The organism is Haloarcula onubensis, assembly GCF_031624605.1.
In the GTDB taxonomy this organism is placed as follows: Archaea; Halobacteriota; Halobacteria; order Halobacteriales; family Haloarculaceae; genus Haloarcula; species Haloarcula onubensis.
The window spans coordinates 173,487-199,533 of sequence record NZ_JAMQOS010000005.1 but is presented as its reverse complement, the minus strand read 5'-3'; the positions used below and the strand labels follow the sequence as shown (position 1 = coordinate 199,533).

The window sequence follows — 26,047 nt, the reverse complement described above, 5'->3', positions numbered from 1 at the left end:
GAGAAAGGGCGACGACGAAAAAGGTGGTCGTCGACCTGGCGGGCGTGGCTGTGGTGGACGCACAGCAGGAGTAGCACCTCGCCCGAGCACGGCGAGGGCGAGCCGTTTTCGACCGAAGGAACGGCGCGCTCAGTTCGTCGGCCCGCGGCCCGTCGGCGGGTTCAGAAAGAGCGCGTCGGTGACCGCGACCACCGACAGAGCGGACCCGGCAGCCATCGCCGTCGGTACCGGGACGCCGAAGACGGCGACGGCACCGACCGCCAGCAGGAATATCACCGGGATGAGCAGGAGCACGGCGTCGTACCGGGTGACCGGCGCCGTGTAGCTCGTCCCGCGGCGTTGCGTCCGTCCGCGACCGGGAGAGCTATCGCTACGGGTACTCATCTGTCGTCGCCTCACAGTACAACACTGTCGCTACCCCCACTTAAAATTTTAGTCGTGTGACGTTGGGTAAACGTCTCGAAAGACTCGTTCGACTATCGTAGTAAGTTATGAGTCGCGTATCCGACTGTCGACAGTCGACCAGCGGCCTCTTTTCCGTGCGACGCGTGTAGGTGCTGTCATGACCGACACTGTCGCTGTGACAGGCGGAAACGGGCAAATCGGGCGAGCGGTGCTTGACCATCTGTCCGGCGTCGGATACCGGACGGTGAACCTCTCGCGCGGGTCCCGTGAGGAGTCACACGCCGACGCCTACCTCCGGACGGACACGCTGGAGATGGGCGAGGTGTACGGCTCGCTGGCCAAGAGCGACGCCGACGCCGTCGTCCACCTCGGGATGATTCCGACGCCGGAATCGGGCCCCGGGTACCGGACCTTCGAGAGCAACGCCATGTCCACCTATCACGTCCTGGAAGCGGCGAGCGGGCTGGGCATCGACACCGTCGCGCTGGCCTCCAGTCTGAGCGCCGTCGGCGGCGGGTTCGAACCCGACCCGATAGCCGTCGACGAGTTCCCGGTCGACGAGAGCCAGCGGCCGACACCCTCTACGTCCTACGGCCTCGGCAAGCAGACGCTGGAGATACTCGCGGACGGCTTCGCCCGCCGGAGCGACGGCCCGCGGACCATCACCAGCCTCCGGTTCCCGTGGGTGGTCGACGACGAGATGGCCCGCGAGACGTTCGTCGAACCGGACCGGCGGCTGGCGGCGCTGCGGGATTCCGAGCACTTCCGGACCCAGCGCAACACGCTGTTTGCCTACGCCCACGTCTCGGACGTGGTCTCGCTGGTCGAGGCGACGGTCACCGCGTCGTTCGACGGCCACGAGCGGGTCTGGGTGTCGGCCCCGGACACGGTGACGGAGACGCCGACGAGAGAACTGCTCGCTGAGGTGTATCCGGACGCGGAGCTCCGTGACGGGTTCCCCGACAGCGAGTACGCCTCGCTGGTCGACACCGCGAAAGCGACGTCGCTGTTCGACTGGCAACCCCAGCGGCGCTGGCGGGACGAGGGCTGAGCGGCGCTGGTGTCGTCAGTCCGAGGCCTCGCCGCGGTCGGCCCGCGAGGGCGGGGGCACCCGCTCCTCCGAGCGCGCCGCTTCGGGCCGGAGACAGCGGTCCGGTTCGGCGTTGACGTGGTCGTACTGGTCGGGCGCGTTGGCCAGCGGGTGGGCCGGGTTCCGGTCGCTCTCTATGCGCGCGGCCCGCACCTCCGCGAAGCCGTTGATGCGAGCCTGGATTCCCCGCCAGTGCAGCCCCGTCGCCCGCGGGACCTGCACCCCGTGTGGCGGGTCGTAGGCCGAGCCGTGCGTGGCGAGCACCTCGGCGTTGACGTTCTCGGCCAGCTGGTCGTGGTCGATGAGCAGTCCGACGCGGGCGTCCTCGGGCGCCCGTGTCGCGAGGACGTCGAGCCCCAGGTGGAGCGCCCGATACTCCGCGACGTTGTTGTCCGGGGCGCAGTCGGGCACCGACAGGCGGAGGACGCGCTCGCCGTCGAGCGTCTCGACGACGACGCCCAGCCCGCCGGACTCGGTCGGCGTCCGGTCGCCGTTTACCGGCCCACCGCTGTGCGGTCGGAACGAGCCATCGGTAGCGATGTAGAAGTCGCGATGGTGGCTACGAGGCGGGTGGGCGATGTGCGGCGTGGGTGACTCGTCGAACAGGTCTCGTAACGTCGGCCGGCCATAAGCGGCCATAGGTTAGGTAAGACAAGCATGATATTAAATATGTGGCCCGGAACAGGCCCGGAGACCGACACACCGGTGGCTCGCCGTCGCTGGCCGGCGGCGCGCCGGCCCTACTCGCTGGCGTGGGAGTGGCCGACGAGCAGTGCCGCTGCGTTGGCAAGCACCAGCGCGCCAAAGGCCGTGCGGACGGCCGAGGACTGGAGCCCGGTCGCGAGCAGCGGCAGGTAGAGGAAGGGGAGGGCGATAGCCGTCCAGAAGGCGACCCCGCGGATGGGCGCTACGAGTGACCGGCCGACGCTCGGGACCGTGTCGTCGAGGAGGGCGAACAGTTCGTTTACTGACGAACTCGACATGAGTGTTCCTGCCACAGAGTACAGGAGTGACCGTCTTATAACCGAGAGAGGTTTCGGTATATTTCGTCCCGTTTCACGTTACTAGAAGCTGCCTTGCGAACGTTTCACGACGGTCGCAGAACCCGTGAGAGGTTTTATTCGGTCGGCTGACGCGGTCACGTCCCACAGACGAAAATACGTAGCTCTCGGGTGGTCTCCGGAGACTACGGCCCGAGCAGCGAGACGGCTATCTCGCCGTCGACGCCGGACAGCGTGACCGACTCGACGACGTGGTCGAGCAGCGCCGACCGCCAGGCGTCGACCTGCCGCTCGTGGTACTCGCGGTGGCGGTCGACCGAGTACGTCAGGTCCTCGCGCGAGCGGAGTTCGTCGGCCGTCTCGTCCGCCGGTGGATAGGGCGGCGCGTCGTCGACGAGCGCTCGCGGCGGGACGTGGAGCGTCTCGTCGTCCTCGTCGGTCTGGACCACGTGCAAGCGGGCGCGCATCCGGCCGCTGAAGGGCGGCGTGACCCGCAGGACGGTCGGCGGCCCGCCGCGGGCGTCGGCTTCCACCGCCGCCACCAGGTCCGTCGCGCTGACGGCGAGCGACCGGAGCACCGACGGGTCGGGGGTCATCGACGGGTGTACGGGCGGACGGTACAAAGCAGCGACGGAGTCACATCCGGTCCGAGTAGTCCCAGGAGTGCAGTCGGTCGGGCGCGATACGGATGCGGACCTCCTCGCGCGACGGGGCGAGCAGGCGCTGGGCCAGGTCGCCGTCGGTCCCGCCGAGATACCGCTCCAGTAGCGCCCGTAGCACCGTTTTCTCCTCGTCGGGCGCGACGGTCGCCGTCCCGTTGCCGCGGACGCCCCGATATGGCGGGTCGTTCGTCGACACCTCGAAGGAGACGGTGTCGTCGTGTTCGAGATAGGAGACGACGTCGGCGTCGGCCGCCGTCGCACACTCGAAGGCGCCGTCCCGGTAGCGGTACCACAGCGAGAGCATCCAGGGGTCACCGCGCGGCCGCCGACAGCCAAGCCGTATCGGTACCGTCTGCTCCTCGAGGAACGCGACGACGCCTGCCCGTGACCACGCGCCGGTGACCGTGACCATCGTCGGGCCATAGCACCGCCGCGGGTAACTAAGCTGGGGTAGTGCCGACCTGAACAATCAACTCTGATAATTCCGAGCGGGGATTTATCTTGGTAGTCGAGGTATCGTCGGACACGGAGCCGCAACAATCGACTGGAGGAGCAAGGGTGCAAACGACAGCAACAGAAGAGGCGACAGTGCTCGTCGTCGACGACGAACGGGACGTAGCCGAGCTATACTCGGCGTGGCTCGACACTGCACACGACGTTCGGAGTGCCAACGGCGGGCGGGAGGCGCTCGGACTCGTCGACGGCGTCGACGTGGTGTTTCTGGACCGGCAGATGCCGGAGATGTCCGGCGACGAAGTGCTGGCCGAGATAGAGCGACGGGGCGTCGACTGCCGCGTGGTGATGGTCACGGCGGTCACTCCGGACTTCGACATCGTCGAGATGCCGTTCGACGACTATCTGACGAAGCCGGTGGACCGGACCGACCTGCTGGAGACGGTCGAGACGATGCGGACGCGGGACTCCTACGACGAGCAGGTCCAGGAGTACTTCGCGATGGCCTCGAAGAAGGCCACGCTCGAAGCCGAGAAGAACCCCGTCGAACTCGACGCACACGAGGAGTACCGCGAGGTCAGCGAGCGGGTCGAGACCCTGCGCGAGGCGGCAAACGCCGCCGCGACGGAGATAGACGACTTCGAATCGGCGTTCCGGGACTTCCCGAGCGGCTAGGCGCCGACCACGTGCTCGTCGGTCGGAGCCTCGATTTCGGGTCGCGGGACCTCCTCGACGGTGATGTCACCGGGCCCATTGTCGATGGCTGCGCGCATACCCCTGATTCAGACGGGCCCGGACAGCGGTTCGCCCCACAGCGGTAAGTTCCTCCCGCCGAATACACCGGTATGGACGCCCGGGCCACCATCCACGACTACTACGACTCGCTGCGCCACGGCGCGCCGCTTGACACCTTCTTCGCCGACGACCGACCGGAGGACGACGCCGTCGTGAAGTGTGGCGTCTCCGAGCGACTGGTCGGTGCCGACAGCGTCAAGCAGGGGCTGCGCGACCAGACCGCGTCGACGAGCGACTGGGCCGTCGACAGCCGCGACCTGCGTGTCACCCAGCGGGACACCGTCGCGTGGTTCAGCGACGACGTGGGGTTGGCGTGGGACGAGGGCGGGCAGCGCCACGAGTTCGACACCCGCTGGAGCGGGACGCTGGAACACCGGGCGGGCGACTGGTCGTTCGTCGGGCTGCACGTCAGCGTCGCGACGGACCTCTAGAGACGGATAGCTACCCGCATCCCGACGCGCCGGACGGCGCGTTGCGGTCGTCCCATGCCCGGATTTAGCAAGCCTGTTCGCGCCCATCCGGGAGTCGGTAGTAGGACGCATCTACCTGAAGCGTATCACTGTCTACTCCTGTCGAACTGGTACGTACATTGTCCGTAACTAATCGATACCACGCCGTAGCGAACCCGAGGCCAAATTCATGTCAGACCAGAAGGGAGCGAAACAGGTGAACCGGCGGGACGTCCTTCGCAGCGGTGTCGTCGCCGGTGGGGGACTGCTGGCGACAGCGCTGGCGGGAAAGCGCGTCGCCGCGGACGACAGCGACGACGTGGTCGGCTACATCACCCGCTCGTCGTACCGGAAGCTCACGGGCGCGGACGACGTCGACTGCGTCCCGAACGTCGAGGGCTGGGGCGGCACCTTCCACGTCGAGCGAGTGGCCGAGGACCGCGACGGCGAGACAGGTATCTCCGTCGAGGTCCCCGACCCGTCGGCAAAGGGCGGGATGCGCCGGCGGTGTCGGGCCTACACCGTCACCGCGGACGCGGACGTCGAACTGTCCGGGGGCCCCAGCGGGCACGGTCCCTGGGAACAGCCGTGTGGCAGCTGGGTGTTCGTCGGGGAGGACGACTCACTGGAGACGGACGCCGTCTATCGCGTCTCGACGGTGTACGACACCCGGCCGGTGTCTGCGTACTACGAGAACGTCACCGCGACCGACAGCGACGGTGACGACATCGGCTCGCCGATGGACCTCATGCGCGTCTCACTGGAGCGGCTCTCGCCCGGGGAGCAGTGGGCACAGGTCGGGAAAGTCACCAGAGGCGGGCTCGACGCCGGCTTCGCCGCGGCCACCGCCATCGACGGCGAGCGGGCCGTGGTCGGCGCCGACGGCGAGGCGGCCGCGTACGTCTTCACGCTCACCGACCACGGCTGGGTCACGGAGGCGAAACTGGGTACCGAGACAGCGGTCATCGGGAACGACGTGGCCATCAGCGGCGAGACGGTCCTCGTCGACGCGCCCGGCGAGGGCGAACAGAACGACTCGGTGTGTGTCTTCGCCCGCTCGGACGGGGACTGGGCGAAAGAGGCGACGCTCGCGCCCGACGACCTCGCGGCCGACGATGGCTTTGCCAGCGCGTTCGACGTCTCCGGCGACACCGCCGTCGTGGGCGCGCCGGAAGCCGAGGACACCGACGGGGACAGCGACGGCCTCGCCTACGTCTTCACCCGCTCCGACGGGACCTGGAGTCAGACGGCGACGCTCGAAGACACCAGGACCGACGTGGACGACGAGGCCGAGGGGCTGGGCGACGACGTGGCGATAGACGGCGACACCGTCGTCGTCGGCGCCCCGTACACGATTTACTACGACTACGGCTACGCCTCGGCCGGCGGCGCGCTCGTGTTCACCCGCTCGGACGGCGACTGGAGCCAGCAGGCGTTCCTCCGGAGCGAGACCGTCAACAACGAGGACCAGCAGGGCCAGACGGTGGCGGTAGAGAACGACACGGCGGTCGTCGCGAGCCACGACGCCCACAAGGGGGACGCGTCCGGAGTCGACGCCGGCGCGGCCTGGGTCTACAGCCGCGAGGGGTCAGACTGGCGCCAGCAGGCGAAACTCACGCCCGACGACTGGGAGACACACAGCTGGTTCGGCTACTCGCTCTCGCTGGACGGCGACCGCATGCTCGTCGGCTCGGACGTCTTCGACGGCGTGGGCAACGAGGCCACGGGCGCGGCCTACATCTTCGCCCGCGACGGGTCGGACTGGCGCCAACTCACGAAGCTCACGGCCGACGACGGCGACGCCTACGACAGGTTCGGCTCCGACGTCGCGCTGGCGGGCGAGAGAGCGTTCGTCTGTGCCGTCGACGAGCGGGGCGGCAGCGCCGCCAACTCGGGGTCGGCGTATCTCTTCCAGCGGTGACTCTCGGTCGACTGCGCGGTTTGCTCGCTGTCTGCCGGGCTCCGCGGGGAGAGCACGCGCTTGCGCTCTCGGCTCGCTCACGGCTTCGCCGTCGTCGGGCGGCGGTGCCGCCCGACTACCTGCGGGACCTTCGGTCCCGCTCCGTTCGCAGTCCGCGGTCGCAAGCGACTGCGCTTCCCTCGCCGAGACCCTCCGTCGCCACAGGGACAGTTCACGGCGTCACCACTCCCGTCGGTCGTGGTTCCTCGGAAAATGCCCGGGGAGGGCTCCGAACCCTCGATCTCCGCATAACCCAGGTCCGGGGTGTGACGAGCACCCCACGGGTCATGCCGGTGTGGTACCGCATGAGTCGTGTGACCCTATGAGTGCGGCGCTATGTCCAGCTAAGCCACCCGGGCGCAGTCGATGGTTTGCCACTCGCCGTATTGAAGGTTCTCATCTCCCCGGAGACTGTGGCGCCCTCACACGGTCGGGGGATTTAAGCCACCGCGCCGGTATGCACCCTGCATGGATATTCCAGACCTCGTCCGGCAGGAGCTCGGGGACGAGGAGATCCAGGCCGGCGTCACGCTCGGCGACGAAGACGCGGTCTGTTTCACACCGACGCGAACGCTCGTCTACCGCGGCGAGGGCCTGTTGAGCGACGAGAAAGTCGAGGCCTACCCGTTCGACTTCGAGCGGCTGACCATCTCGGAGGGCCGTCGCAAGACGAAGTTCACCCTCGTCTACACCGACGGGAAACGGGAGTTCGGGGTCCCCGGGAGCCGCGCCGACGCGGTCCTCGAACAGTTGCTGGAAGGGGCGCTGCGGGGCTCGACCGCCATCGGCGAGGAGGAAAGCGTCACCGGCGTCTTCCGCTTCAGCGAACTCACGCTCGTGGTGACTGAGGGCCGGTTGCTGAAACATCTGGGCAGCGTCACCTGGGACAACGACTTCGAGTCCTACCCGTTCGACGCCGTCACCGGCCTCGACTTCGAGGAGGGGTCGGTCGCGACGGCCGTCGTACTCACCGTCGACGGTCGCCCCGAGCGAATCAAGGCGCCGAGCAACCAGGCCTCCGCGGTCCGCAAGACGCTCCAGGAGTCGCTGTTCGCGTACCACGACGTGTCGTCGCTCGCCGACCTCAACGCCGAGGTCGCGGCCGACACCGAGGACGAACCCGACGACGGCGGCGGCCTGGGACTTGAGAGCGGCATCGACCCGCTGGTGAGCGACGAGGACGACGGTGAGGAAACGGCCACGACCGCGGCGGCGGTGGCACCCGAAACCGGCGGCCAGACCGCCGCCCCCGCGGCCGACGCCGAGGACGGCGACATCGCCGCCCTCGAACAGCAGGTCGCGCGACTCACCGAGGCCGTCGAGCAACAGAGCGAGCGCATCGAGGCCCAGGAAGCGACCATCGAGACGCTCATCGACGAACTGCGACAGGGTCGCTGAGCGGTTCGTTCGAACTCTTCGCCGAGACGCCGTCTCTCGCTACTCTCTCCCGAGAACGTTCCGGATACACGTCGAGCCGAAGGGCCCGAGTTCGCCGCCGTCGAACTGGACGAAGTGACCCGTACTGAGCGAGGCACCGCAGCGCTCACAGGAGAACTCGCCCTCTCGGACCACGACGTCGGCCTCGAAACTGACGTAGGAACCGCCGGAGCGGGGGCGGACGAGGCCGTCCTCGCGGTCGATGACGCCCCGCATCGCCGCGGTGTCGAGAATCTCGCGCTGGACCGCTGGGTTGGTCGTCACCGTCTCGATGCGGTCTATCGCCTCGGCGACCGACAGCGACTCGTGTTCCAGGTGGGCAAGCAGTTCGACCCCGAGTGCCACGGGGTCGCGCTCGTCGTCGGACACACCCGCCTCGACGAGTGCGACCGGATTAATCCTTACCGACTGCGGGGCGTCGAGGGCGCCACGGAAACCGTTCTCGTGAGAACGGCTGGCAACTCGCCACTGTTCGACCAGTATCTGATTATGACGATTGTCCATCTATAGAAGTATATATGTCGATAGTTCACTGTTAAACCGGGCTTTTCGTGACAATTATGTCGTTTTCCGGGCAAGAGTTATAACAATCGAAGCGTTACGTGTGATTGCAATGACGTACACACCGCTCGGCGAATCGGTCGAACTGTACCGGACCACGGAGCTGAGTCTCTCTCAGATAGCCGCCCGAGCAGGGGTCAGCGAAGGCGAACTCGCGTCGGAACTCCGCGCTAACGGTGTCGCCCTGCGGTCCGAAGACCAGGACGCCGCGACGACGACCCGTTACTAACACCGGAGACCGCTCCGACCCCTTTTTATACTGGTCCCCGCTGACGGCTGACCACAAGAGGTTTGACGGCCCGTCCCACTCACACGTGTAGATGGACCGCCTCGCGAAGCAACAGTTGTTCGGGTCGGCCGTCCTCGTCGTCGCTGTGGCCGTCGTCGCGCTCGTGCTCTCGCCGGGCCGACTCATCCGCGAGGCCATGCATCTCGGCGACCATCCGGCGTATCTCGCGGGCGTCATCGTCACGCTGTATCTCGTCCGCCCCTTCTTCGCGTGGCCGACGATGCCGCTGTCGGCTTTCGTCGGGTTCGTCCTCGGCGTCGGCTACGGGATTCCGGTCGCGCTGATGGGCGCGCTCGTGACCTGTCTCATCCCCTATCGGTTCGCCGAGCGGGCCGGCGAGCAGGGCGGGATGTTCGGCTGGCTGGGCGAGTCCGGCCAGCGCATCATCGAGGTGACCGGTGAGACACGCGGCGTGCTGGCGGCCCGACTCTCGCCGGTGCCGGCGGACCCCGTCTCCTACGGCGCCGGCTTTGCGGGCGTCTCGACGCGGGCGTTCGTCGTCGGCACGTTCGTCGGCGAGATTCCGTGGGTCGTCGTCGAGGTCGTCGCCGGGGCGTCGATGCGGTCGCTGACGCTCCAGGGGCTCTCTATCGAGGCGCTTCCGCAACTGCTGGTCCTGCTGGGCGCGCTCGCGGTGCTGGTGCTTGCCGGCCCGACCTACCGCCACTTCAGTGGTCGGCCCGACTCGTCGTGAACTCGAAGCGGGCGCCGCCCGACTCGCTCTCGGTGACCCGCACGGACCAGCCGTGTGCGGTCGCGATGTCCTCGACGATGGCGAGGCCGAACCCGGTGCCGCCCTTGGCCGTCGTGTACCCCCGTTCGAACACCTTCTCGTAGTCCTCGGGCGCGATACCGGGGCCGTCGTCGGCGACGTAGAACCCGGTCATGGCGTCGCTCTCGGCCGGCATCGTCCCGACGGTCACCGTCAGGTCGGTCAGGGCCGAGTCGTCGGGGGGGCGACGGGAGATAGCGTCGTAGGTCGCGCCGTGGTGGTACCCCCCGTGTTCCACGCTGTTGCGAAACAGGTTCTCCAGGAGCTCCCGCAGTCGGTCGGGGTCGGCGTCGACGGTCGCGGTGTCGACCAGTTCGAGCGTCGCGCCGACGGTATCGACGTTGGCCCACGCTCTCTCGGCGGCCGTCGCGACGTCTATCCCCTCGACGCTGCCGACGGAGTCGCCCTGTCGGGCGAGCGTCAGCAGGTCCTCGATGAGCTGTTCCATCCGGTCTGCGGCCCCTGCGGCGGCGTCGAGGTGGCTCACGTCGTCGGTCTCCAGGGCCAGCGAGAGCCGTCCCTGGACGACGTTGAGCGGGTTTCGGAGGTCGTGGCTGACGACGCTCGCGAACTCCGCGAGGCGCTCCTCGCGGGCCTTGCGCTCGTGGATGTCCCGGATGACACCGGCGGTGCCGGCGAAGTCGTCGTCGGTCGGTAGCAAGGCGAGGTTGTTCTCGGATGGAATCCGCTCGTCCCACTTCGTCACCACGTCCATCTCCAGGGTCCCGCTGTCGGTGTCGGGGTCCGCGAGCAGGTCCTGGATGAGTCGGTCGCCCCGCTGTACGTCCTCGTCGGTCATGATGACACCGATGTGTTCGCCGACGAGTTCGTCGGGGGCGTAGCCCGTCATCGGCTCGATGGCCTCGTTGACGAACGTGAACACGCCGTCCTCGTCGAGCGCGTACACCGGGTCGCCGACGGCCTCGACGATGGTCTCGTAGCGACCCAGCTCCCGGTCGCGCTGTTTCCGGTCGGTCACGTCACGCATCACGCCGACTGAGCCGACGAACTCGCCGTCGGCGTCGACCAGCGGCGCCACCTTGTTCTCGACGACCGTCAGGGTCCCCTCGACGTCGACCGTCCGCATCTCGACGGTCTCCCAGGTCCGCTCGGGCGACCCGAGGAGGTCGGACAGCACCGCCGTCGCTCGCTCGATGTCGTCGGGCGGCATGAACTTCTCGGGGTCGGCGCCGACGATGTCCTCGCGCCCGTAGTCCAGGTGGTCCACCATGGCGTCGTTGGCCATCTGTATCCGCCCCTCGGTGTCGAGGACGTACATCGGGTCGCCGACGTTCTCGACGAGCGTCCGGTACTGTTCGAGTTCCCGCTCGCGCTGGCGCTGGTCGGTGATGTCGCGGGCGATACCGGCGACGCCGAGCAGTTCGCCGGCGCCGTCCTCGATGAGCGACCCCCGGAACTCGTGGCGGATGCGCTCGCCGTCGGCGTCGACCAGCGGCGCCTCGAAGGTCGCCTGACCGGTCTGGACGGTCCGCTCGATGGTCTCGCTGACCTCGTCGTGGAACGCCTCGGGGATGAGGTCGAAGGCCGTCATCGTCGAGAGCGCCTCGTCGCTGTAGCCAAGCACCGCCGTCGCGGTGTCGTTCCAGCGCAGCAACTCGCCGTCGAGGTTGACGAGGTAGAACACGTCGTCCAGCGTGTCGACGAGGTTCTCCGTGAACTCCCGTTCGCGTTCCAATTCCTGCTCGCGCTCGATGCGGGCGGTGATGTCCGTGATGAACCCCTCCAGAATCTCGACGCCGTCCTCGCGTCCGACGACTCGACCCCGCTCCCACAGCCACCGCCGCTCGCCGTCGGCCGTCGTGACCCGGTAGCTCACCTCGAACGGCTCGTCGGCGCTGATGCTCGCCTCGACCAGCGGGTTGATTCGCTCGGCGTCCTCGTCGTCGATGAGCGTGCCCCACATCACCTCGCCGGACTCGATTGCCTCGGGCTCGTATCCGACCAGGTCGGCGGCCCCGTCGCTGACGAACTCCATGGGCCAGTCGGCCTCGTTGCGCGCCCGATACACCATCCCCGGGAGGTTCGAGATGAGCGTCGAGAGCTGTCGCTCGGACTCCTCCAGGGCTGATTTGGCACGGGTCTCCCCGACCGCCCGTCGGATGCGGTTCGCCAGAACGGTGTACTGGTCGGTGCCCACGTCCTTCTGGAGGTACTCCGTGACTCCCGCGCTGATGGCGTCACTCGCTATCTCCTCGTTGCCCTTCCCGGTAAAGAGGATGAAGGGCAGCTCCTCGAACTCCTCTCGGACGGCCTTTAGAAACTCCAGTCCGTTCATCTCCGGCATGTCGTGGTCGCTGACGACGCAGTCGACCGCCGACGTGCGGAGCCGGCTGAGTCCGTCCCGGGCCGAAACCTCGGTCACCACGTCCAGCCCATCGTCGGCCCGTTCGAGGTGCATGGCGGCGACCTCCGCGAACTCCCGTTCGTCGTCGACGTGGAGCACCCGGATGTCCCCCTCGCTGCTCATTGCCAGATACTATATTTCCATCCCTATAAATCCGCCAGCAGTCGGCGTCAGTAGAACGTGTCGGCACAGTCGTAGACGACGCCGTGTTCCGGGCAGACGTACTTGCAGTGTCGGTGGTACATCGACCGGTCACACAGCGGACAGGGCCGGCCGCCGTCGTCGCTCATACCACCGCGGACGGGCCGCCCCACTATCGCTCTTTGGGACGAAATTGGAACAGTCTTGGAAAAACACCTTTTGAGCGGGTTAGCCAAGCCGTAAGCATGAACGACGCCTTGCTCGACAGTCGGGGCGGGCAACTGCTCGCGGGCCTGGCCGCCGGCGCCGCCGGCGTCGCCGGCTCCTACGCCGCGACCGGCTCCACCCCGGCGTTCGTCGCCTCACCGGTCGAGCGAACGCTCTCGCGGACGATGCCCGGCGAGATTGTCACCTTCGCCATCGAGACCCTGGGCAGTCTCGGCCAGCAACTGAACCTACTCACGGCCGTGGTCCTGGTCTGGCTGCTGTTCGCAACGGGCATCACCGGGGCGATACTCGCCGGCCGGCGGGCCAACAACCGCGTGGTGCCGACCCTCGGGACGGCGGTGGTCACCTGGCTCGTCACCGCCGGGCTGACCGGGCGGCTCGTCCTCGCGCTGGGCCCGGTCGTCCCCTCCGTCGCCGTCGTCGCGCTCGCCCAGGCGTTCGACGCCTACCGCACCAGCACGGACCCCATCTCCTCGAAGCGCCGCCGGGCGCTCTCGACGGTCGGCGTGGCGCTGGGCGCCACCGCCGTCGGCGTCGGCGTCGGCTGGCGACGGACGTCGACGGGCGGGACGGCCCCGTCGCTTGAGGGCCAGGGCGTCGACGACGACGACGTCCAGGCGAAACTCGACACCGCAGAAGAGCGCTCGTTCGACATCGACGGTATCGAGCCGCTCGTGAGCGAGAACTTCTACGAGGTCGACATCAACGCCGTCGACCCCAACCCGACGGTCGAGGAGTACACGCTGTCGATAACCGGCGCCGTCGAGTCGGAGGTCACCGTCGACTACGACGAACTCAGAGAGATGAACGCCGTCAACCAGTTCTCTACCCTGCGCTGTGTCGGCGACAGCCTCAACGGCAGCAAGATAGACACCGCCCTCTGGACCGGCGTCCCGCTCCGGCGACTCGTCGAGCGGGCTGGCGTCCGGAGCGACTGCGACTGCGTCCTGCTCAAGGCCGAGGACGGCTACGAGGTGGAGTTCCCAATGGAGGCGTTCAACCGCGGCCTCGCCGTCTACGGCATGAACGGCAACAAGCTGCCCCGCGGCCACGGCTACCCCGTCCGCGCCGTGATTCCGGGCCACTGGGGCGAGGTCAACACGAAGTGGCTCACCGAGATCGAGTTGCTGAACCGCGAGGTCGACGGCTACTGGGAGCAGCGCGGCTGGGAGGGGACCGGCCCGGTCAAACCCACCGCGACGCTCAAACACGACGCGATACTGGACAGCGGCGAGCGCCAACTCGCCGGCCACGCCTACGCGGGCCTACGCGGCGTCTCGAAGGTCGAAGTGTCGACCGACGGCGGCGACTCCTGGTCCGAAGCGACCCTCTCGGAGCCCCTGCCCGCCGCCGAGGGCGACGGCCCCGCCCAGGACGCCTGGCGCCAGTGGCAATACAGCTACGACCCGCCGGGCTCGACGCATACGGCCGTCGTCCGGATGGTCGACCGCGACGGCAACGTCCAGACCAGCGAGGAGACCGGCCCCGTGCCGACCGGTCCCTCGGGATGGGTCACAAAGGAGTTCCAGTCGTAGTCGGGGCCGCTTCCGTGAATCGTGCCAGCCCGCCAAGCAGCGTCGGGCGGGACCGAACGGGGCGGCTGGCTGAACGAAGGCTGCCGGGACTCTCTGGCTGTTCAAACAGTGCGCAACATCGCTAGCACAGCGATACCTAACCAGAAACATCCATCCGGCTCGGCCACCACGACCAGGTATGCCCAGAGAGATAACGGGCGAGGTCATCCACGTCGTCGAGCCCGACGAGCAGGGCGACTACGAACTCGACGGGACCGTCGCGGAGCTGGCCGATTCCCGGTACCTCCTCGTCTGTCGCAAAGGCGGGGTGCCCTCCCTTTTCGAGCGGCTGGTCGCCTTCTTCAAACGGGACCCAATTACGCCGGTCACCCTCGTCTCCGACGAGGGCGCCGAGGAGGGCACGGAAATCGAGGCGACAGTCGACTTCACGACCGTCGACGGCGTCTACGAGGTCATCGAGATAGAGTAGCGGGGGAAAGCGAAGGCGGCTCCGGTGTCACACGCTCCGTCTGGCCGCGGGTTCGTTCGTTAGCGATTCGGGTTCAGCACTCGGACCAGCCACAGGACTCGCAGGTCTTGCACCCCTCCGAGTAGTACAGCGTCATCGAGCTACACTCGGGACACTCGGGGCTCTCCCCGGCGTCGATGAGGTCCTGCTGGGCGTCCTGCCCAGCGTCGGCCTGCGGACCGGCGTCAGTCTGACTCGCACCGCTGGCCTGCGGTCCGCCAGCAGACCCTGTCTGCTGTGCTCCGGCGTCGACGGACGCCGGACCCCCGTCGGTCTGGTGGGCGGCGTCGGCGTCCTCGTCGGCAGTCTCCTCCAGCGTGGTCTGTTGCGGGTAGGCCTTGTTGACCTCGCCGTCGAGGTACCGGCGCAGGGCCGTACCGATGGCGTCCGGGATGGACTGAATCTGCTCGCCCTTGTCCCAGGCGACCTTCGGCGACCGGATGCCCTGCAGTTCGTCGGCTATCTCCTCGGGGTCGACGCCCGAACGGAGCGCCGTCGAGATGGTCTTTGCCAGCGCCTCGGTGAAGGAGGCGGTGAAGCCGCCACTGTTCCCGATGTTGGCGAACAGTTCGAACGGCCGCTCGGCCTCGGGGTCCTCGTTGATGTTGACGTACAGTTTCCCGTAGCCGGTGTCGATGCGCTGGGTGACGCCGTGGAGCACGTCCGGTCGGGAGGCCTTCTTGGCGAACTCGCTGTGTTCGCCGTCGGCCACGGAGAGCATCTCCTCGACGGACTCGTCGAGGGCGGCCTGCACCGCGTCGTCCTCCAGGAAGCCCTCGATGCCGCCGAACATCGCCTCTATCTGGGCGACGACCTCCTCGGCGTCCATGTCGGCGAACTCGGTGTTCTGGGCACGCGTCGTCAGCACCTGCTTGCTGCGGGTGCCGTCGCGGTAGTAGGTGACGCCCTTGCCGCCGTGGTCGTAGATGTACTGGAACACCTCTGCGGCGTCCTCGACGGTGGAGTCGTTCGGGGCGTTGACCGTCTTGGAGATGGCAGAGTCGACGCCCTCCTGGCAGGCGACCTGGACGCCCGCGTGGTCCCGCGCCGAGAGGTCGCCGGTGGTGACGAACAGTTCGCCGATGGCGTCCGGCACCGTCGTCAGCCCGTCCACGCCGTCGAAGGCGTTGCTGGCCATCTGCTCTTGGGCCTCCTCCTTGACGGCGTCGACGTCGATGCCGTTGTCCTCTAAGGCCCGGAGGAAGTAGTCGTCGAACTCGACGAGCATCTCGTCGCCCTGGACGTCGTCGGAGACGTTCTTGTAGTAGGCGACGTTGTAGATGGGCTCACAGCCACCCGTCGTGTTGCCGATCATCGACGTGGTGCCGGTTGGCGCGATGGTCGTCGTGTTGTGGTTGCGGATGGGGAAGCCGTCTGCCCAGTCGTCGGCGTCCTCGCCGGTCTGTTTCTCGAACCACTCTCGGTACTCGGTGGGGTCGGCGTACTTGGAGTTGTCCCACTCCTCGAAGACGCCACGGTCCTCGGCGAGTTCGCGGCTCGCCTGCTTCGAGCCGTGGTTGATGTGGCGCATGACCTGCCGGGCGATTTCGTTCGCCTCCGGCGAGCCGTACTCGACGCCCAGTTGGATGTACAATTGAGCGAGCCCCATGATGCCGAGGCCGATTTTCCGCATCTCGCGGACCTTCTGCTCGATTTTCTCGACCGGGAAGTCGGACATCGTGACGACGTTCTCGAGGAAGCGCGTCCCGAGTTCGATGCGGTGGTCGAGTTCGTCCATGTCCAGCGCCTCCTCGAGGAAGGCGTCGATGGCCGCCTCCTGTGAGTCGTACTCGTCGGCGTGTTCGTCGGCCCAGACGCGGTAGTCGGGGGCATCGAGCGCCGCGAGCGTCGAGAGGTTGATGTGGCCGAGGTTACAGGCCTCGTACTCCTCCAGGGGCTGCTCCCCGCAGGGGTTGGTGGCGAGAATCTGGTGGTCCGGATGCTCCTCCACGTCGAAGGAGTGTTGCTTGTTCACTCGCTCCAGGTAGATGACGCCGGGTTCGCCGTTCTCGTGGGCGCCCTCGACGATGCGCTCGAACAGTTTCTCGGCGGGGATGGAGAGCACGTCGCCGACCTCGACGTACTCGCCGAGGTCGAACATCGAGTACAGCTCCTTGGTCTCGGCGGTCGCGATGTGTGGTTCCTCGGTGCGGGGGTTGGTGAACGTGAACTCCTCGCCCGCTTTCAGCGCGTCCATGAAGTCGTCCGTGATACCGACGGAGATGTTGAAATTCGAGAGATGGCCCTCGACGGCGTTGCGGAGGTGTTTCGGGACCTTGCCGTCGTCGTCGATGAGCTCGCGGGCCTCCTCCAGGGCCTCGGCGAAGGAGTTGTGCGTGAAGTCGTCGGGGTCGTTCAGGCGCAGCGTCTCGGCCAGCGAGACGTCCTTGTTCTTGGCGTGGATGAACTGGATGACGTCGGGGTGGGAGACGCGCATGACGCCCATCTGGGCGCCCCGTCGGGCGCCGCCCTGGGCGATGGTCTCGCACATCTGGTCGTAGGTCCGCATGAACGTGATGGGACCGGAGGCGATGCCGCCGGTGGAGCCGACGGGGTCGCCGTAGGGTCGGAGCTTCCAGAACGCGTAGCCCATCCCGCCGCCGGACTGGAACACCTGGGCGGCTTCCTTGGCGGTCTGGTGGATGTCGTCGATGTCGTCGGCCGGCGAGTCGACGAAACACGCCGAGAGCTGCTGGAGTTCGTCGCCGGCGTTCATCAGCGTCGGCGAGTTCGGCATGAAGGAGAGCGACTCCATCTGGGCCTGGAAGGCGTCGGCCGTCTCCTCGACGTGGTCGCGGACCGAGTCGGGAAGCTCGGGTACGACGGTGTCGTAGGCGAACTTGTTGACGTTGTAGACCGACAGCGTCGTCTCGGCGTCGTCCGTCGCGGAGGTCCCCTTGCCGAACACGTCCGCGGCGAGTTCGTCGCGTCGCGGGTGGTCGGGTTTTAGCTGGTCCGGCGTGACGGTGATGTCGACGTCTCGCTTGTCGGCCTCGAAGACGGCCTCGGCCAGCGCGATGTTCTTCGCGACCCGTTCGAAGAGGTCCTCCGGGGCCTCGACGAGGTCCCCGTTCGAGTCCTTGCGGAGGTATCGTGCGGGCAGGATGTTGTGGTAGGCGTTTCCTGTCAGCCGGTCTTCGAGTGTCTCCCCCTCGGTTCGCTTTATCGGGAGGGTGAGTTCGTCGGCGGTGAGTTCCGCGTCACTCATCCGTCGTCCTCCCCACTGTAGCGCCCCGCTCCTGGCCGATGTCCCGTTTTGGTGTGCTCCGAGTTCCGGTCATTTCTGGCGGCGAATAGGTATTCATGGATGTGGTATAACGCTTGCTTTCTCAGTTTCGTGTCAGGTGCCGTAGCTATCAGATAGTTTAGACTACGGTGGTTGTTGAGCGATGCCGGCGGCAGGGTACGAACTGCTCGTGTACGACCACTAGCAACGGCGGTTACTTATTAATGGTGAGTAGACCGCAGTGAAAGTGAAACGAGGACCCCACTAACCGCCCGATGAGAGTGGGAAATCCAGTGGAAACTAGTGGGGGTTTCAGGTAGAGACTGCCGCCGAGTGGTACCCGATATCGAAGCTTACCGTCCGCGTCAGACGTGACGCCGTCGGGCGATTAGCACGTGACACCACCGCCGTCGGGCGATGCGCCCCAGTGACGGTCGCTCGACAGGTGGCGATGGGCGCTGACGCGACGCATTCGGGCCCGACATCCCAGGTTCGTTTCAGTCGCTGGAGCGTAATCACTACCGGCGTCGGAGCCACGAAGTATTTGTGTCCGCTGTGTGTCACAGGCAGTATGCTCGGCCTGTTGCAACTCGGTGGGATTGGCACCGTTCCGGCGGTCCTCGCTGGCCTCGTCCTGATAGCTATCGTCCTGCTCGTCGGCCGCCTGGTCATGAAGGTGGCGTGGCGGCTGGTCATCATCGGTATCGTCGTCGTCGGCGTGATATGGCTGCTGGGCCTGCTCGGTTTCGGCGTGTTCTAGAGCCCAGCGAGGAAGTTCTCGATGACGTCGTGGCCGACGGCCGTCAGCACCGACTCGGGGTGGAACTGGACGGCCTCGATGGGGTAGTCGCGGTGACGCACGCCCATCACCAGTTCGGTGCCGTCCGCCGTCGTGGTGGTCGCCGAGACGACGAACTCGTCGGGCACCTCGGTCGCGACCAGCGAGTGGTAGCGCCCGCCCTGTAGTCCCTGGTCCAGTCCGGCGAAGACGCCCTCGCCGTCGTGGTCGATAGCGAAGGCCTTCCCGTGGATAGGCTCGGGCGCACGGCCGATGGTACCACCGTAGGCGTAGACGGCCGCTTCGAGACCCAGACAGACGCCAAGCGTCGGCACGTCGGGGCTCACCTCGCGGAGCACGTCCATCGTCACGCCCACGTCGCGGTCGTTCTTCGGGTGGCCCGGTCCCGGCGAGATGACGATGGCGTCGGGGTCGAACGCCCGTACGTCGTCGAGCGTGGCCGTGTTGCGAACGACCTCTGTCTCGGCGTGTTCGGAGACGTACTCGACGAGGTTGTAGGTAAAGGAGTCGAAGTTATCGACGAAGAGGACGCGGGGCTGGTCGCCGTCCGCGTCGGCCGCGGTCCCGGCGCTCATCGGCCCACCTCCGGTTCCTCGGCGACGGTCGCGTCGACCGCACCGGCCTCGCGCTCGATGCGTTCGACGGCCGCCAGCACGCCGTCCATCTTCTGCTCGGTCTCGACGTACTCGCTCTCGGGGTCCGAGTCCGCGACGATGCCGGCCCCGGCCTGGACGGTGATGCGGTCGTGGACCGGGTCGTCGCCGTCGGGCAGGGGAACGCCTTCCTCGACCGTCGCCGAGCGGATGACGATGGCGAAGTCGGTGTCGCCGCCCCAGTCGAAGTAGCCGACGCCGCCGCCGTAGGGACCGCGGGGCGACCGCTCCAGTTCGTCGATAATCTCCATCGCGCGAATCTTGGGCGCGCCCGACAGGGTCCCCGCCGGGAACGTCGCCCGGGCGGCGTCGAAGGCGTCACAGTCCGCGGCGAGTCGCCCCGTCACCGTGGACTCGATGTGCTGGACGTGACTGTACTTCAGGACGTTCATGAACTCCTCGACGCGGACGCTCCCGGCCTCGGCGACCCGGCGCACGTCGTTTCGCGCCAGGTCGACGAGCATCGTGTGCTCGGCCCGCTCTTTCCCGTCGGCGAGCATCTCGCCCGCCAGTCGGCGGTCCTCGACGGGAGAGTTCCCGCGTGGGCAGGTTCCCGCGATGGGGTTCGAGACGACGCGGTCGCCCGCCACGGAGACCAGCGTCTCCGGACTGGCCCCGACGATGCTCAGGTCGTCGTAGCCCAGCAGGTACATGTACGGCGAGGGGTTGACCTCCCGGAGCGCCGCGTACAGTCCCAGCGGGTCAACGTCGCCGTATAGCTCGCGAGTCCGGGAGATGACGCCCTGGTAGATGTCGCCCGAGAGGACGTACTCCTTGGCGCGGGCGACGGCGTCCTCGTACTCGTCTTTCGGCCCGGCCACCTCGGCCACACGGGCGAACCCGCCGGTCGAGAGTTCGTCGGCCCCGGTCAGCGCCGCCTCGACGCGCTCGGCCTCCGCGAGGAGTTCGTCGTACCGGTCGCCGGCGTCCTCGTCGGCCCGGACGACGGGGGTAAAGACGAGTTCGACGGCCCCCTGTGCGTGGTCGAACCGCAGCGTCGACGTGCTCAGGACGAACTGCGCGTCCGGGAACCGCGACTCCGGTCGCTCCATCCCGACCTCGTCGAGCCAGAGGTCGTAGACGGCGTCGTAGCCGAGAAAGCCGACCAGTCCCCCGTCTAAGTGCTGGCGGTCCATCTCGGGGAACCCGCGCAGTTCGACGTCGGGCATCGCCGCCCGCAGGTCGTCGACCACGTCGCCGCCGTTGGTGGTCACGAGGTCGGCGTAGCGGTCGTCGAACACCTCGACCTCGCTGTCGTCGCCCGTGACCGTCACGACCGCTCGCGGGTCGTAGCCCACGAAGGAAAATCTGGCGTGGCGGTCGTCCGTCTCCGGCGCGAAGGCGCCGTCGGGGTCGCTGGAGGCGACCTTCTCGGCACTCTCTAAGAGGAAGGTGTAGTCGCTCTCGGTGGCGTCGCTGGTCCGGCCGGAGAGGGCGGCGTAGGCGGCCAGTGGTTCGACGTCGACGGCGAGTTGGGCCGCGGCCCGAACCACGACCGGCCGGTCGGCCTCGGCGTACTCGATAAACGACTCGCGGGAGACATCGAGCGTCACGCCGATACCTCCCCCGCCGTCGCCCCGGTGGCGTTCGCGACGAAGGCGCGAACGGCGTCGTGGTCCTTCAGGCCGCCGCTCGATTCGACGCCGTCGTTTCGCTCCGCTCCGCGACGAGCATCGCGGTCGTCCGGGGCCCGCTCAACGCCGCTGGCGGTGTCGACGGCGAACGGCCCGACCGTTCGGACCGCCTCGGCGACGTTGTCGGGCGTGAGCCCGCCGGCAAGCACGACCGGAACGTCCAGTGCGTCGACGAGTTCGGCGGTGCGCTCCCAGTCGTGCGTCTCGCCGGTGCCGCCCGCGCCGTCGGCGTCGACCGAATCCACGAGCACGGCGTCGGCGTGGTCGGCGTAGGCCTCGATGTCGTCGGCCGCGGCGTCGACCACGGCGACGATTTGCTGGGTGACCCTGCGGGAGAGCGCGCCCAGTTCCGCGGGTTCGAGCCCGTCGTGGACTTGGACGGCGTCGGGCTCGATTTCGTCGACGCGGTTGACCGCCTGCTGGACGGTCGTCGGCATCGTCACCAGGACGCTGGTCACGAGCGGCGGGACGCCGGCGACCAGCGACTCGGCGGTGGCCCCATCGACTTCGCGAGGGGTGTCGACCGGGACCCCGTGGATGACGCCGACGGCGTCGGCACCGGCCGCGACGACGGCGTCGCGGTCCGCGGCGCTGGTGACGCCACAGACTTTCACCCGCGTCATGCCGAAATCAGGTCCTCCAGCTTCGCGGCGGCGTCGCCCGACTCGATGGCCTCCCGAGCGTGGTCGACGCCGGCCGCGTGGCTCTCTGCGACGCCGGCGACGTAGATGGCCGCACCCGCGTTCGCGAGGATGATATCCCGCTTCGCGCCGGTGACCTCGCCGGAGACGATGCCCCGGAGGTCCGCGGCGTTGTCCTCGGGGGAGCCACCGGCGACGGCGTCGATGCTGGCCCGGTCGAGCCCCATGTCTGCGGGCGTGACGGTGTACTCCGAGATGGAGTCACCGGTGACCTCGGCCACCGTGGTCGCGTCGTGGATGGCGATTTCGTCCAGCCCGCTGCCGTGGACGACGAGCGCCCGCTCGACGTCGAGGCGGGCCAGCGCCTCCGCGAGCACCGGGACGAGGTCCGGGTCGTACACCCCCAGCACCTGCGCGTGAGCGCCCGCTGGGTTGGTCAGCGGCCCGAGGATGTTGAAGACGGTGCGCATCCCCAGTTCCTGGCGCGGGCCGATGACGGCCTTCATCGCCGGGTGGAAGACGGGCGCGAGCATGAAGCCGATACCGTCCCGCTCGATGCGTGCCTCGACGGCCGGCGGTTCCGCGTCGACGTCGACCCCCGCGACCTCCAGTACGTCGGCGCTGCCCGACGACGAGGAGACCGAGTAGTTGCCGTGTTTCGCGATGGGGACGCCCGCCCCCGCCGCGACGATGGCGCTGGTCGTCGAGACGTTGATGGTGTCGTAGTCGTCGCCGCCCGTGCCACACGTATCGACCAGCCCCTCGCGGTCGGGCTGGATGGTCCGGGCCGCGTCGCGCATCCCTTCGGCGAAGCCCGCTATCTCGGCCTCCGTCTCGCCTTTGGCCCGCAGCGCCGACAGCAGCGCCCCTATCTGGGCCTCCGTCGCCTCTTCGAAGACGAGCCGCGCGACCTCGCGTGCCTCGTCCTGTGTCAGGTCCTCGCCGTCCGTAACGCGCTCGATGTATGCCTGCATTGTGCTCACCAATGGTCTTTTTCGTGTTGTAATGTACAAATCTGCACACTGACTTAAGCCTATCGGGCTCCGGGGCCGACGGCGAGTGTGGGCCGAACCAACAGACGCCGTGCGGGTCCGGAATTCGAAACCTTCAATTATACCCCCCGGCAACCATTGATTGCAAGCCAGCGAGGGTTCGTGGTCTAGGTCGGTTATGACACCTCCTTGACATGGAGGAGGCCGGCGGTTCAAATCCGCCCGAACCCATTTTTCAAATTCCGAACGCGAAGTTCTGGTAGAGGGATCTCGGATTATGCGGGCTCTGGCGTCGTCCCAGGGGTGTCTGAATGACGAGTTCGCCAGCAAGTGACAACGTTCCTCAATGCGTGGGCGTCCCGATAGGACAGCCCCACATTGTGACCTATCGGACAGGAACCCGGTGGTGAACGTCGAGTTATCGACCCGCCGCCGCGATGTCGCTCGCCGACTGGCCCGCCCCGACGTACCGTCGCCGGCGGAACTCGGCGTCCCCGTAGCGGCGGTCCATCTCCGGGCCGGATTGGTCCCGCCTTCCCGTATGAAGGCCCGCAATTCCGGACAGTTTCAGTAGCTTCTTACACCGGCCAGCGAACATTTAGGTATGAACCAGGCACTCGGTTCGGTCCAGTCGTTCGAGCAGTTCGTGTTGCTGTCGGTCGTAGAGCTGTCGGCCGACGGCGAGACGCCGACTCACTCCTACGACGTGACCGAGACGGCGAAGGCACGTATGGACGTGCTCGACCGGCCGCCCTTCGGCGGCATCGAGCGCCAGGAGGTCATCTCGGCACTGGGGAACCTGGCGGAGGCGGGCCTGCTCGCCAAAGCGGAGACGGAGGACGCGGTCGGGAAGGGGCGCCCGGCCTACGAACTCGCCGTCGAGGCGGGCGACGTAATCGAGTCCCTCGAAGACGACGAAGACGTCGGGCCGTACGCCCGGTCGCTCTAGTCGGAGGAAATCGGGGTCGCCGTCCGCTGTTCGAGCGCGGAGGGGTCACCGGCTTCCAGACGGTCCAGTCGGTCGGTGATAGTGTGGACGTCCTCGCCCTTCGTACACGGCGCGACGTGTGCCAGTTCCGCCCCGTCGTACTCGGCCAGCCCCATCACCGGGAGGACCATCGCCTCGGAGGCCGATTCGGTGGCCTCCGAGTCGACGGTGGTCCGCTGGTAGAACGATTCGAGCGAGACGTTGTTCGAGAGGGCCCACTGTTTGAACTCGGCGACGCGGTTGCAGATGTAGCGGCCCGCCTCCGTGGCGGCGGCGGCGGACTCGGGGGCTATCTGCTTGCCCCAGACGACGACGTTGTAGCCCGCTATCTCCTCGCGGCGCTCCAGTTCGTCGAGTTCGTCGATGACGCGCTCCTGGCGGGCCCCGGCGCCGTCGGGGAGCATCGAGCGGACGTACAGTTCGATGTAGGGTTCGGTCTGGGTCATGGTACCCGAGAAATGCGGGTAGAACTACAAATACGTTCCCTGGGGGGTGTATGGACCCGTCGGGGGGATATAATCACCTAGAACCTGACTGGAAAGGGACGACCGACCACACCCTTACTCGGCGTGGAGTGTCTCGTGGAGTCCGATGACGAGTGCGGGGACGACGACCATGAAGATGTGTTCCTCGATGGGGATGCCGAGCAGGTCGACACCGGTCCGCAGTTCGATGGCGAAGACGCCCACTTCGAGGGTGTACCAGTCCCAGACGTACGCGACGGGGTAGAGCGCGACGATTGTCTTGGCGGCCGTCCGCAGCGCGTCGGCCCGCCACAGCAGCGCCAGCGCGACGGCCCCCCAGACGACCTCCGTGACCAGGTAGGTGTAGGGACCGAACACGCCGATGTCGGGGAGCATATCCCACAGACGGCTCGGCCCTCCTAAACGTTGTCCCCGACCCCAGACGGTGGGAACTAAACCAACCTTGATAACCCTTCACGTGCTATCTCCGCGTGGGAAGCACGATGGATATTTCTGACATTGCCACGAGAGAGTTTGTCGAGGTCGACGCCAACAAGCGACTCGGGAAGGTGCGTGCCATCTTCGAGCGGGAGAACCCGAAGGGCATCATCGTCACCGAGGACGGCGAGTACGCCGGCGTCATCACGCAGAAGCAGTTGGTGCAGTCCCACGTCGAGGACGACGCGAAGGCGGGGGCGATGGTACGCTCGGCGCCGAAGGTCGAGCGGACGGCCGACGTGCGCAAGGTCGCCCGCGTCCTCGTCGAGGGCGGGACGAAGGTGGCCCCGGTGTTCCAGAGCGACGAACTCTGGGGTATCATCACCGAGGACGCCATCCTGGAGGCGGTCGTCGAGAACCTCGACGCGCTGACCATCGAGCAGATCTACACGGAGGACGTCATCACCGTCAGGGAGGACACCAACGTCGGCCAGGTCGTCAACCTCCTGCGGAAACACAGCATCTCCCGGCTGCCGGTGCTCGACGACACCGACGGCCTCACCGGGATGGTCACCCGCCACGACATCGTCGACGTCGTGGTCAGAGACATGGACAAGGCCACGACGGGCGACCGAGCGGGCGAGATAGAGCGGGTCCTCGATATGCCCGTCTACGACGTGATGAACAGCCCCGTCGAGACGGCCGAACTGAACGACTCGGTGCGCGACGCCGTCTCCCGGATGCTGGAGTACGACTTCGCCGGCCTCGTGGTGACCGACGACGTGGACCACGTCATCGGCATCGTCACCAAGACCGACGTGCTCCGGGCGCTGACCTACACCGAGGAGGAACACATGGACGTCCAGATAACCAACATCTCTCTGCTGGACACCATCTCCCGCGAGGACATCCGCGCCGACATCAGCGAGGTGGCCGACAAGTACCAGGCGATGCAGGTCCAGCACGCCCACGTCCGCTTCCACGAGCACAAGGAGAAGCTCCGTGGCACCCCGCTCATCCAGTGTCAGATTCGCCTGCGGACCAACAAGGGTCAGGCGGCCGGCTCCGGCGAGGGGTACGGCGCCGAGATGGCGTTCAACGTCGCGCTCGATAAGCTGGAGCGCAACGTCCTCGAACGCAAGGGCGTCCAGGCCGACGAGGAGTACCGCGGGCAGCTCCTCCGCAAGCTCGGCGAGCTGTAGTCGGGCTCAGACCCGGAGAAGCGTCTTCAGCCAGGCGGCCTGCCACGCGCGGACGCTGTTGGTCCAGCGGGTCCAGAACCCGGTGACGGGATTTGGCTCCGGTTCGGCCGACGCAGGGCGGGCCGTAATCTCCGCGTGACAGTCCGGACAGCTGTAGTGGACGGTCCGCCCGCTCCGCGCTCGCGTCCAGTCGCCGTCACACCGACTGCGGTAGCCACACTCCGGACAGAAGAGCGTGCTTTTCGCCGTACTGTCGGCTGGTTGGGTGTCAGTAGTCATTGGATTGGAGCGGAAATCGCCTCGCTCACGATGCCGTGGCGGCCGGGTCGACCGGCGCCACGAGCGAGACCGGGGGGTCG

Annotated in this window: 28 protein-coding genes and 2 tRNA genes; 13 read left to right on the top strand and 17 right to left on the bottom strand. The window is 67.3% G+C overall.

Features of this window, described 5'->3' with window-relative positions; genetic code table 11:
• Positions 1-129: 129 nt before the first annotated feature.
• Positions 130-384, bottom strand: coding sequence for a DUF8015 family protein (locus NDI86_RS15620; RefSeq protein ID WP_310901369.1), 255 nt, complete (start codon positions 382-384; stop codon positions 130-132).
• Positions 385-562: 178 nt separating this feature from the next.
• Between NDI86_RS15620 and NDI86_RS15615 the strand changes: the two genes are divergently transcribed.
• Positions 563-1,456 (top strand): NAD-dependent epimerase/dehydratase family protein, encoded by an 894-nt coding sequence (locus tag NDI86_RS15615; protein ID WP_310901368.1) that lies wholly within the window; start codon positions 563-565, stop codon positions 1,454-1,456.
• Between the two features lie 15 nt (positions 1,457-1,471).
• Here the strand turns inward: NDI86_RS15615 and NDI86_RS15610 are convergent, their stop codons facing one another.
• The 4 genes from NDI86_RS15610 to NDI86_RS15595 form a co-directional block, all read right to left on the bottom strand.
• Positions 1,472-2,134: a ribonuclease H family protein gene (locus NDI86_RS15610; protein WP_310901367.1), complete on the bottom strand. Its 663-nt coding sequence runs from the start codon at positions 2,132-2,134 to the stop codon at positions 1,472-1,474.
• Between the two features lie 101 nt (positions 2,135-2,235).
• Positions 2,236-2,478, bottom strand: a complete 243-nt coding sequence (locus NDI86_RS15605; RefSeq protein ID WP_310901366.1) for a DUF8028 family protein — start codon at positions 2,476-2,478, stop codon at positions 2,236-2,238.
• A gap of 203 nt (positions 2,479-2,681) precedes the next feature.
• Entirely contained in the window at positions 2,682-3,092 is a 411-nt protein-coding gene (locus tag NDI86_RS15600) for a DUF8009 family protein (protein ID WP_310901365.1), read from the bottom strand.
• Positions 3,093-3,132: 40 nt separating this feature from the next.
• Entirely contained in the window at positions 3,133-3,570 is a 438-nt protein-coding gene (locus NDI86_RS15595) for a pyridoxamine 5'-phosphate oxidase family protein (RefSeq protein WP_310901364.1), read from the bottom strand.
• 146 nt (positions 3,571-3,716) lie between these two features.
• On the opposite strand from NDI86_RS15595, the gene NDI86_RS15590 reads away from it, so the two are divergent.
• From NDI86_RS15590 to NDI86_RS15580, 3 genes are all read left to right on the top strand, one after another.
• Positions 3,717-4,286 carry a response regulator transcription factor gene (locus NDI86_RS15590; protein WP_310901363.1) on the top strand — a complete coding sequence of 190 codons (570 nt, stop codon included), beginning with the start codon at positions 3,717-3,719 and terminating at the stop codon, positions 4,284-4,286.
• A gap of 170 nt (positions 4,287-4,456) precedes the next feature.
• Positions 4,457-4,837, top strand: a complete 381-nt coding sequence (locus NDI86_RS15585) for a nuclear transport factor 2 family protein (RefSeq protein WP_310901362.1) — start codon at positions 4,457-4,459, stop codon at positions 4,835-4,837.
• A gap of 208 nt (positions 4,838-5,045) precedes the next feature.
• Entirely contained in the window at positions 5,046-6,776 is a 1,731-nt protein-coding gene (locus NDI86_RS15580) for an FG-GAP repeat protein (protein WP_310901361.1), read from the top strand.
• Between the two features lie 253 nt (positions 6,777-7,029).
• On the opposite strand, the gene NDI86_RS15575 is transcribed toward NDI86_RS15580, so the two are convergent.
• Positions 7,030-7,174, bottom strand: a tRNA-Met gene (locus tag NDI86_RS15575).
• A gap of 109 nt (positions 7,175-7,283) precedes the next feature.
• Here NDI86_RS15575 and NDI86_RS15570 point away from each other — a divergent pair.
• Positions 7,284-8,213 carry a DUF7115 domain-containing protein gene (locus NDI86_RS15570; RefSeq protein WP_310901360.1) on the top strand — a complete coding sequence of 310 codons (930 nt, stop codon included), beginning with the start codon at positions 7,284-7,286 and terminating at the stop codon, positions 8,211-8,213.
• Positions 8,214-8,252: 39 nt separating this feature from the next.
• On the opposite strand, the gene NDI86_RS15565 is transcribed toward NDI86_RS15570, so the two are convergent.
• Entirely contained in the window at positions 8,253-8,621 is a 369-nt protein-coding gene (locus tag NDI86_RS15565; protein ID WP_310901359.1) for a DUF5830 family protein, read from the bottom strand.
• A gap of 244 nt (positions 8,622-8,865) precedes the next feature.
• On the opposite strand from NDI86_RS15565, the gene NDI86_RS15560 reads away from it, so the two are divergent.
• Both NDI86_RS15560 and NDI86_RS15555 read left to right on the top strand, forming a co-directional pair.
• Positions 8,866-9,042: a DUF7317 family protein gene (locus tag NDI86_RS15560; protein WP_310901358.1), complete on the top strand. Its 177-nt coding sequence runs from the start codon at positions 8,866-8,868 to the stop codon at positions 9,040-9,042.
• Positions 9,043-9,133: 91 nt separating this feature from the next.
• Complete coding sequence (locus NDI86_RS15555) at positions 9,134-9,796, top strand: TVP38/TMEM64 family protein (RefSeq protein ID WP_310901357.1); 663 nt, start codon at positions 9,134-9,136, stop codon at positions 9,794-9,796.
• On the opposite strand, the gene NDI86_RS15550 is transcribed toward NDI86_RS15555, so the two are convergent.
• On the bottom strand, positions 9,771-12,362 hold the full coding sequence (locus NDI86_RS15550) for a PAS domain S-box protein (protein ID WP_310901356.1): 2,592 nt from the start codon (positions 12,360-12,362) through the stop codon (positions 9,771-9,773). The genes NDI86_RS15555 and NDI86_RS15550 overlap by 26 nt on opposite strands.
• 47 nt (positions 12,363-12,409) lie before the next feature.
• Positions 12,410-12,529 (bottom strand): HVO_2523 family zinc finger protein, encoded by a 120-nt coding sequence (locus tag NDI86_RS15545; RefSeq protein ID WP_310901355.1) that lies wholly within the window; start codon positions 12,527-12,529, stop codon positions 12,410-12,412.
• A gap of 96 nt (positions 12,530-12,625) precedes the next feature.
• Here NDI86_RS15545 and NDI86_RS15540 point away from each other — a divergent pair, with 96 nt between their 5' ends.
• Complete coding sequence (locus NDI86_RS15540; protein ID WP_310901354.1) at positions 12,626-14,143, top strand: molybdopterin-dependent oxidoreductase; 1,518 nt, start codon at positions 12,626-12,628, stop codon at positions 14,141-14,143.
• Positions 14,144-14,321: 178 nt separating this feature from the next.
• Positions 14,322-14,612 carry a DUF7526 family protein gene (locus NDI86_RS15535; RefSeq protein WP_310901353.1) on the top strand — a complete coding sequence of 97 codons (291 nt, stop codon included), beginning with the start codon at positions 14,322-14,324 and terminating at the stop codon, positions 14,610-14,612.
• A gap of 73 nt (positions 14,613-14,685) precedes the next feature.
• Here NDI86_RS15535 and NDI86_RS15530 read toward each other — a convergent pair whose 3' ends face one another.
• A complete protein-coding gene (locus NDI86_RS15530; RefSeq protein WP_310901352.1) occupies positions 14,686-17,859 on the bottom strand; it encodes an adenosylcobalamin-dependent ribonucleoside-diphosphate reductase in 3,174 nt (1,057 codons plus the stop codon).
• Positions 17,860-18,448: 589 nt separating this feature from the next.
• On the opposite strand from NDI86_RS15530, the gene NDI86_RS15525 reads away from it, so the two are divergent.
• Positions 18,449-18,637: a DUF8029 family protein gene (locus NDI86_RS15525; RefSeq protein WP_310901351.1), complete on the top strand. Its 189-nt coding sequence runs from the start codon at positions 18,449-18,451 to the stop codon at positions 18,635-18,637.
• Here NDI86_RS15525 and trpG read toward each other — a convergent pair.
• Genes trpG through trpD form a run of 4 tightly spaced genes read right to left on the bottom strand, consistent with a single transcriptional unit; the run spans position 18,634 to position 22,578 of the window.
• Entirely contained in the window at positions 18,634-19,251 is a 618-nt protein-coding gene (gene trpG / locus NDI86_RS15520; RefSeq protein ID WP_310901350.1) for an anthranilate synthase component II, read from the bottom strand. The two genes, NDI86_RS15525 and trpG, sit on opposite strands and share 4 nt — an antisense overlap.
• The gene (trpE, locus tag NDI86_RS15515) at positions 19,248-20,882 is read right to left on the bottom strand and encodes an anthranilate synthase component I (protein ID WP_310901349.1); all 1,635 of its coding nucleotides are present in this window, start codon (positions 20,880-20,882) and stop codon (positions 19,248-19,250) included. Before trpE ends, trpG begins: the two co-directional genes overlap by 4 nt.
• The gene (locus NDI86_RS15510; RefSeq protein WP_310901348.1) at positions 20,879-21,586 is read right to left on the bottom strand and encodes a phosphoribosylanthranilate isomerase; all 708 of its coding nucleotides are present in this window, start codon (positions 21,584-21,586) and stop codon (positions 20,879-20,881) included. Before NDI86_RS15510 ends, trpE begins: the two co-directional genes overlap by 4 nt.
• The gene (gene trpD / locus NDI86_RS15505) at positions 21,583-22,578 is read right to left on the bottom strand and encodes an anthranilate phosphoribosyltransferase (RefSeq protein WP_310901562.1); all 996 of its coding nucleotides are present in this window, start codon (positions 22,576-22,578) and stop codon (positions 21,583-21,585) included. Before trpD ends, NDI86_RS15510 begins: the two co-directional genes overlap by 4 nt.
• A 174-nt stretch (positions 22,579-22,752) precedes the next feature.
• Between trpD and NDI86_RS15500 the strand changes: the two genes are divergently transcribed.
• Both NDI86_RS15500 and NDI86_RS15495 read left to right on the top strand, forming a co-directional pair.
• Positions 22,753-22,827, top strand: a tRNA-Val gene (locus tag NDI86_RS15500).
• A 373-nt stretch (positions 22,828-23,200) separates the two neighbouring features.
• A complete protein-coding gene (locus NDI86_RS15495) occupies positions 23,201-23,545 on the top strand; it encodes a hypothetical protein (protein ID WP_310901347.1) in 345 nt (114 codons plus the stop codon).
• Here NDI86_RS15495 and NDI86_RS15490 read toward each other — a convergent pair.
• Together NDI86_RS15490 and NDI86_RS15485 are read right to left on the bottom strand one after the other, a co-directional pair.
• Positions 23,542-24,030 (bottom strand): HTH domain-containing protein, encoded by a 489-nt coding sequence (locus NDI86_RS15490; protein WP_310901346.1) that lies wholly within the window; start codon positions 24,028-24,030, stop codon positions 23,542-23,544. The genes NDI86_RS15495 and NDI86_RS15490 overlap by 4 nt on opposite strands.
• Positions 24,031-24,144: 114 nt before the next feature.
• Positions 24,145-24,444, bottom strand: coding sequence for a lycopene cyclase domain-containing protein (locus tag NDI86_RS15485; RefSeq protein ID WP_310901345.1), 300 nt, complete (start codon positions 24,442-24,444; stop codon positions 24,145-24,147).
• A 107-nt stretch (positions 24,445-24,551) separates the two neighbouring features.
• On the opposite strand from NDI86_RS15485, the gene NDI86_RS15480 reads away from it, so the two are divergent.
• Positions 24,552-25,688 (top strand): CBS domain-containing protein, encoded by a 1,137-nt coding sequence (locus NDI86_RS15480; protein ID WP_310901344.1) that lies wholly within the window; start codon positions 24,552-24,554, stop codon positions 25,686-25,688.
• A gap of 6 nt (positions 25,689-25,694) precedes the next feature.
• On the opposite strand, the gene NDI86_RS15475 is transcribed toward NDI86_RS15480, so the two are convergent.
• On the bottom strand, positions 25,695-25,967 hold the full coding sequence (locus NDI86_RS15475; RefSeq protein WP_310901343.1) for a DUF8106 domain-containing protein: 273 nt from the start codon (positions 25,965-25,967) through the stop codon (positions 25,695-25,697).
• Between the last annotated feature and the right edge of the window lie 80 nt (positions 25,968-26,047).

What these genes read in the sequence shown, in the direction of transcription:
- NDI86_RS15620 (WP_310901369.1), bottom strand. Translation starts at nt 384, where the DNA reads ATGAGTACCCGTAGCGATAGCTCTCCCGGTCGCGGACGGACGCAACGC.
- NDI86_RS15615 (WP_310901368.1), top strand. Translation starts at nt 563, where the DNA reads ATGACCGACACTGTCGCTGTGACAGGCGGAAACGGGCAAATCGGGCGA.
- NDI86_RS15610 (WP_310901367.1), bottom strand. Translation starts at nt 2,134, where the DNA reads ATGGCCGCTTATGGCCGGCCGACGTTACGAGACCTGTTCGACGAGTCA.
- NDI86_RS15605 (WP_310901366.1), bottom strand. Translation starts at nt 2,478, where the DNA reads ATGTCGAGTTCGTCAGTAAACGAACTGTTCGCCCTCCTCGACGACACG.
- NDI86_RS15600 (WP_310901365.1), bottom strand. Translation starts at nt 3,092, where the DNA reads ATGACCCCCGACCCGTCGGTGCTCCGGTCGCTCGCCGTCAGCGCGACG.
- NDI86_RS15595 (WP_310901364.1), bottom strand. Translation starts at nt 3,570, where the DNA reads ATGGTCACGGTCACCGGCGCGTGGTCACGGGCAGGCGTCGTCGCGTTC.
- NDI86_RS15585 (WP_310901362.1), top strand. Translation starts at nt 4,457, where the DNA reads ATGGACGCCCGGGCCACCATCCACGACTACTACGACTCGCTGCGCCAC.
- NDI86_RS15580 (WP_310901361.1), top strand. Translation starts at nt 5,046, where the DNA reads ATGTCAGACCAGAAGGGAGCGAAACAGGTGAACCGGCGGGACGTCCTT.
- NDI86_RS15570 (WP_310901360.1), top strand. Translation starts at nt 7,284, where the DNA reads ATGGATATTCCAGACCTCGTCCGGCAGGAGCTCGGGGACGAGGAGATC.
- NDI86_RS15560 (WP_310901358.1), top strand. Translation starts at nt 8,866, where the DNA reads ATGACGTACACACCGCTCGGCGAATCGGTCGAACTGTACCGGACCACG.
- NDI86_RS15555 (WP_310901357.1), top strand. Translation starts at nt 9,134, where the DNA reads ATGGACCGCCTCGCGAAGCAACAGTTGTTCGGGTCGGCCGTCCTCGTC.
- NDI86_RS15550 (WP_310901356.1), bottom strand. Translation starts at nt 12,362, where the DNA reads ATGAGCAGCGAGGGGGACATCCGGGTGCTCCACGTCGACGACGAACGG.
- NDI86_RS15545 (WP_310901355.1), bottom strand. Translation starts at nt 12,529, where the DNA reads ATGAGCGACGACGGCGGCCGGCCCTGTCCGCTGTGTGACCGGTCGATG.
- NDI86_RS15540 (WP_310901354.1), top strand. Translation starts at nt 12,626, where the DNA reads ATGAACGACGCCTTGCTCGACAGTCGGGGCGGGCAACTGCTCGCGGGC.
- NDI86_RS15535 (WP_310901353.1), top strand. Translation starts at nt 14,322, where the DNA reads ATGCCCAGAGAGATAACGGGCGAGGTCATCCACGTCGTCGAGCCCGAC.
- NDI86_RS15530 (WP_310901352.1), bottom strand. Translation starts at nt 17,859, where the DNA reads ATGAGTGACGCGGAACTCACCGCCGACGAACTCACCCTCCCGATAAAG.
- NDI86_RS15525 (WP_310901351.1), top strand. Translation starts at nt 18,449, where the DNA reads ATGCTCGGCCTGTTGCAACTCGGTGGGATTGGCACCGTTCCGGCGGTC.
- trpG (WP_310901350.1), bottom strand. Translation starts at nt 19,251, where the DNA reads ATGAGCGCCGGGACCGCGGCCGACGCGGACGGCGACCAGCCCCGCGTC.
- NDI86_RS15510 (WP_310901348.1), bottom strand. Translation starts at nt 21,586, where the DNA reads ATGACGCGGGTGAAAGTCTGTGGCGTCACCAGCGCCGCGGACCGCGAC.
- trpD (WP_310901562.1), bottom strand. Translation starts at nt 22,578, where the DNA reads ATGCAGGCATACATCGAGCGCGTTACGGACGGCGAGGACCTGACACAG.
- NDI86_RS15495 (WP_310901347.1), top strand. Translation starts at nt 23,201, where the DNA reads ATGAACCAGGCACTCGGTTCGGTCCAGTCGTTCGAGCAGTTCGTGTTG.
- NDI86_RS15490 (WP_310901346.1), bottom strand. Translation starts at nt 24,030, where the DNA reads ATGACCCAGACCGAACCCTACATCGAACTGTACGTCCGCTCGATGCTC.
- NDI86_RS15485 (WP_310901345.1), bottom strand. Translation starts at nt 24,444, where the DNA reads ATGCTCCCCGACATCGGCGTGTTCGGTCCCTACACCTACCTGGTCACG.
- NDI86_RS15480 (WP_310901344.1), top strand. Translation starts at nt 24,552, where the DNA reads ATGGATATTTCTGACATTGCCACGAGAGAGTTTGTCGAGGTCGACGCC.
- NDI86_RS15475 (WP_310901343.1), bottom strand. Translation starts at nt 25,967, where the DNA reads ATGACTACTGACACCCAACCAGCCGACAGTACGGCGAAAAGCACGCTC.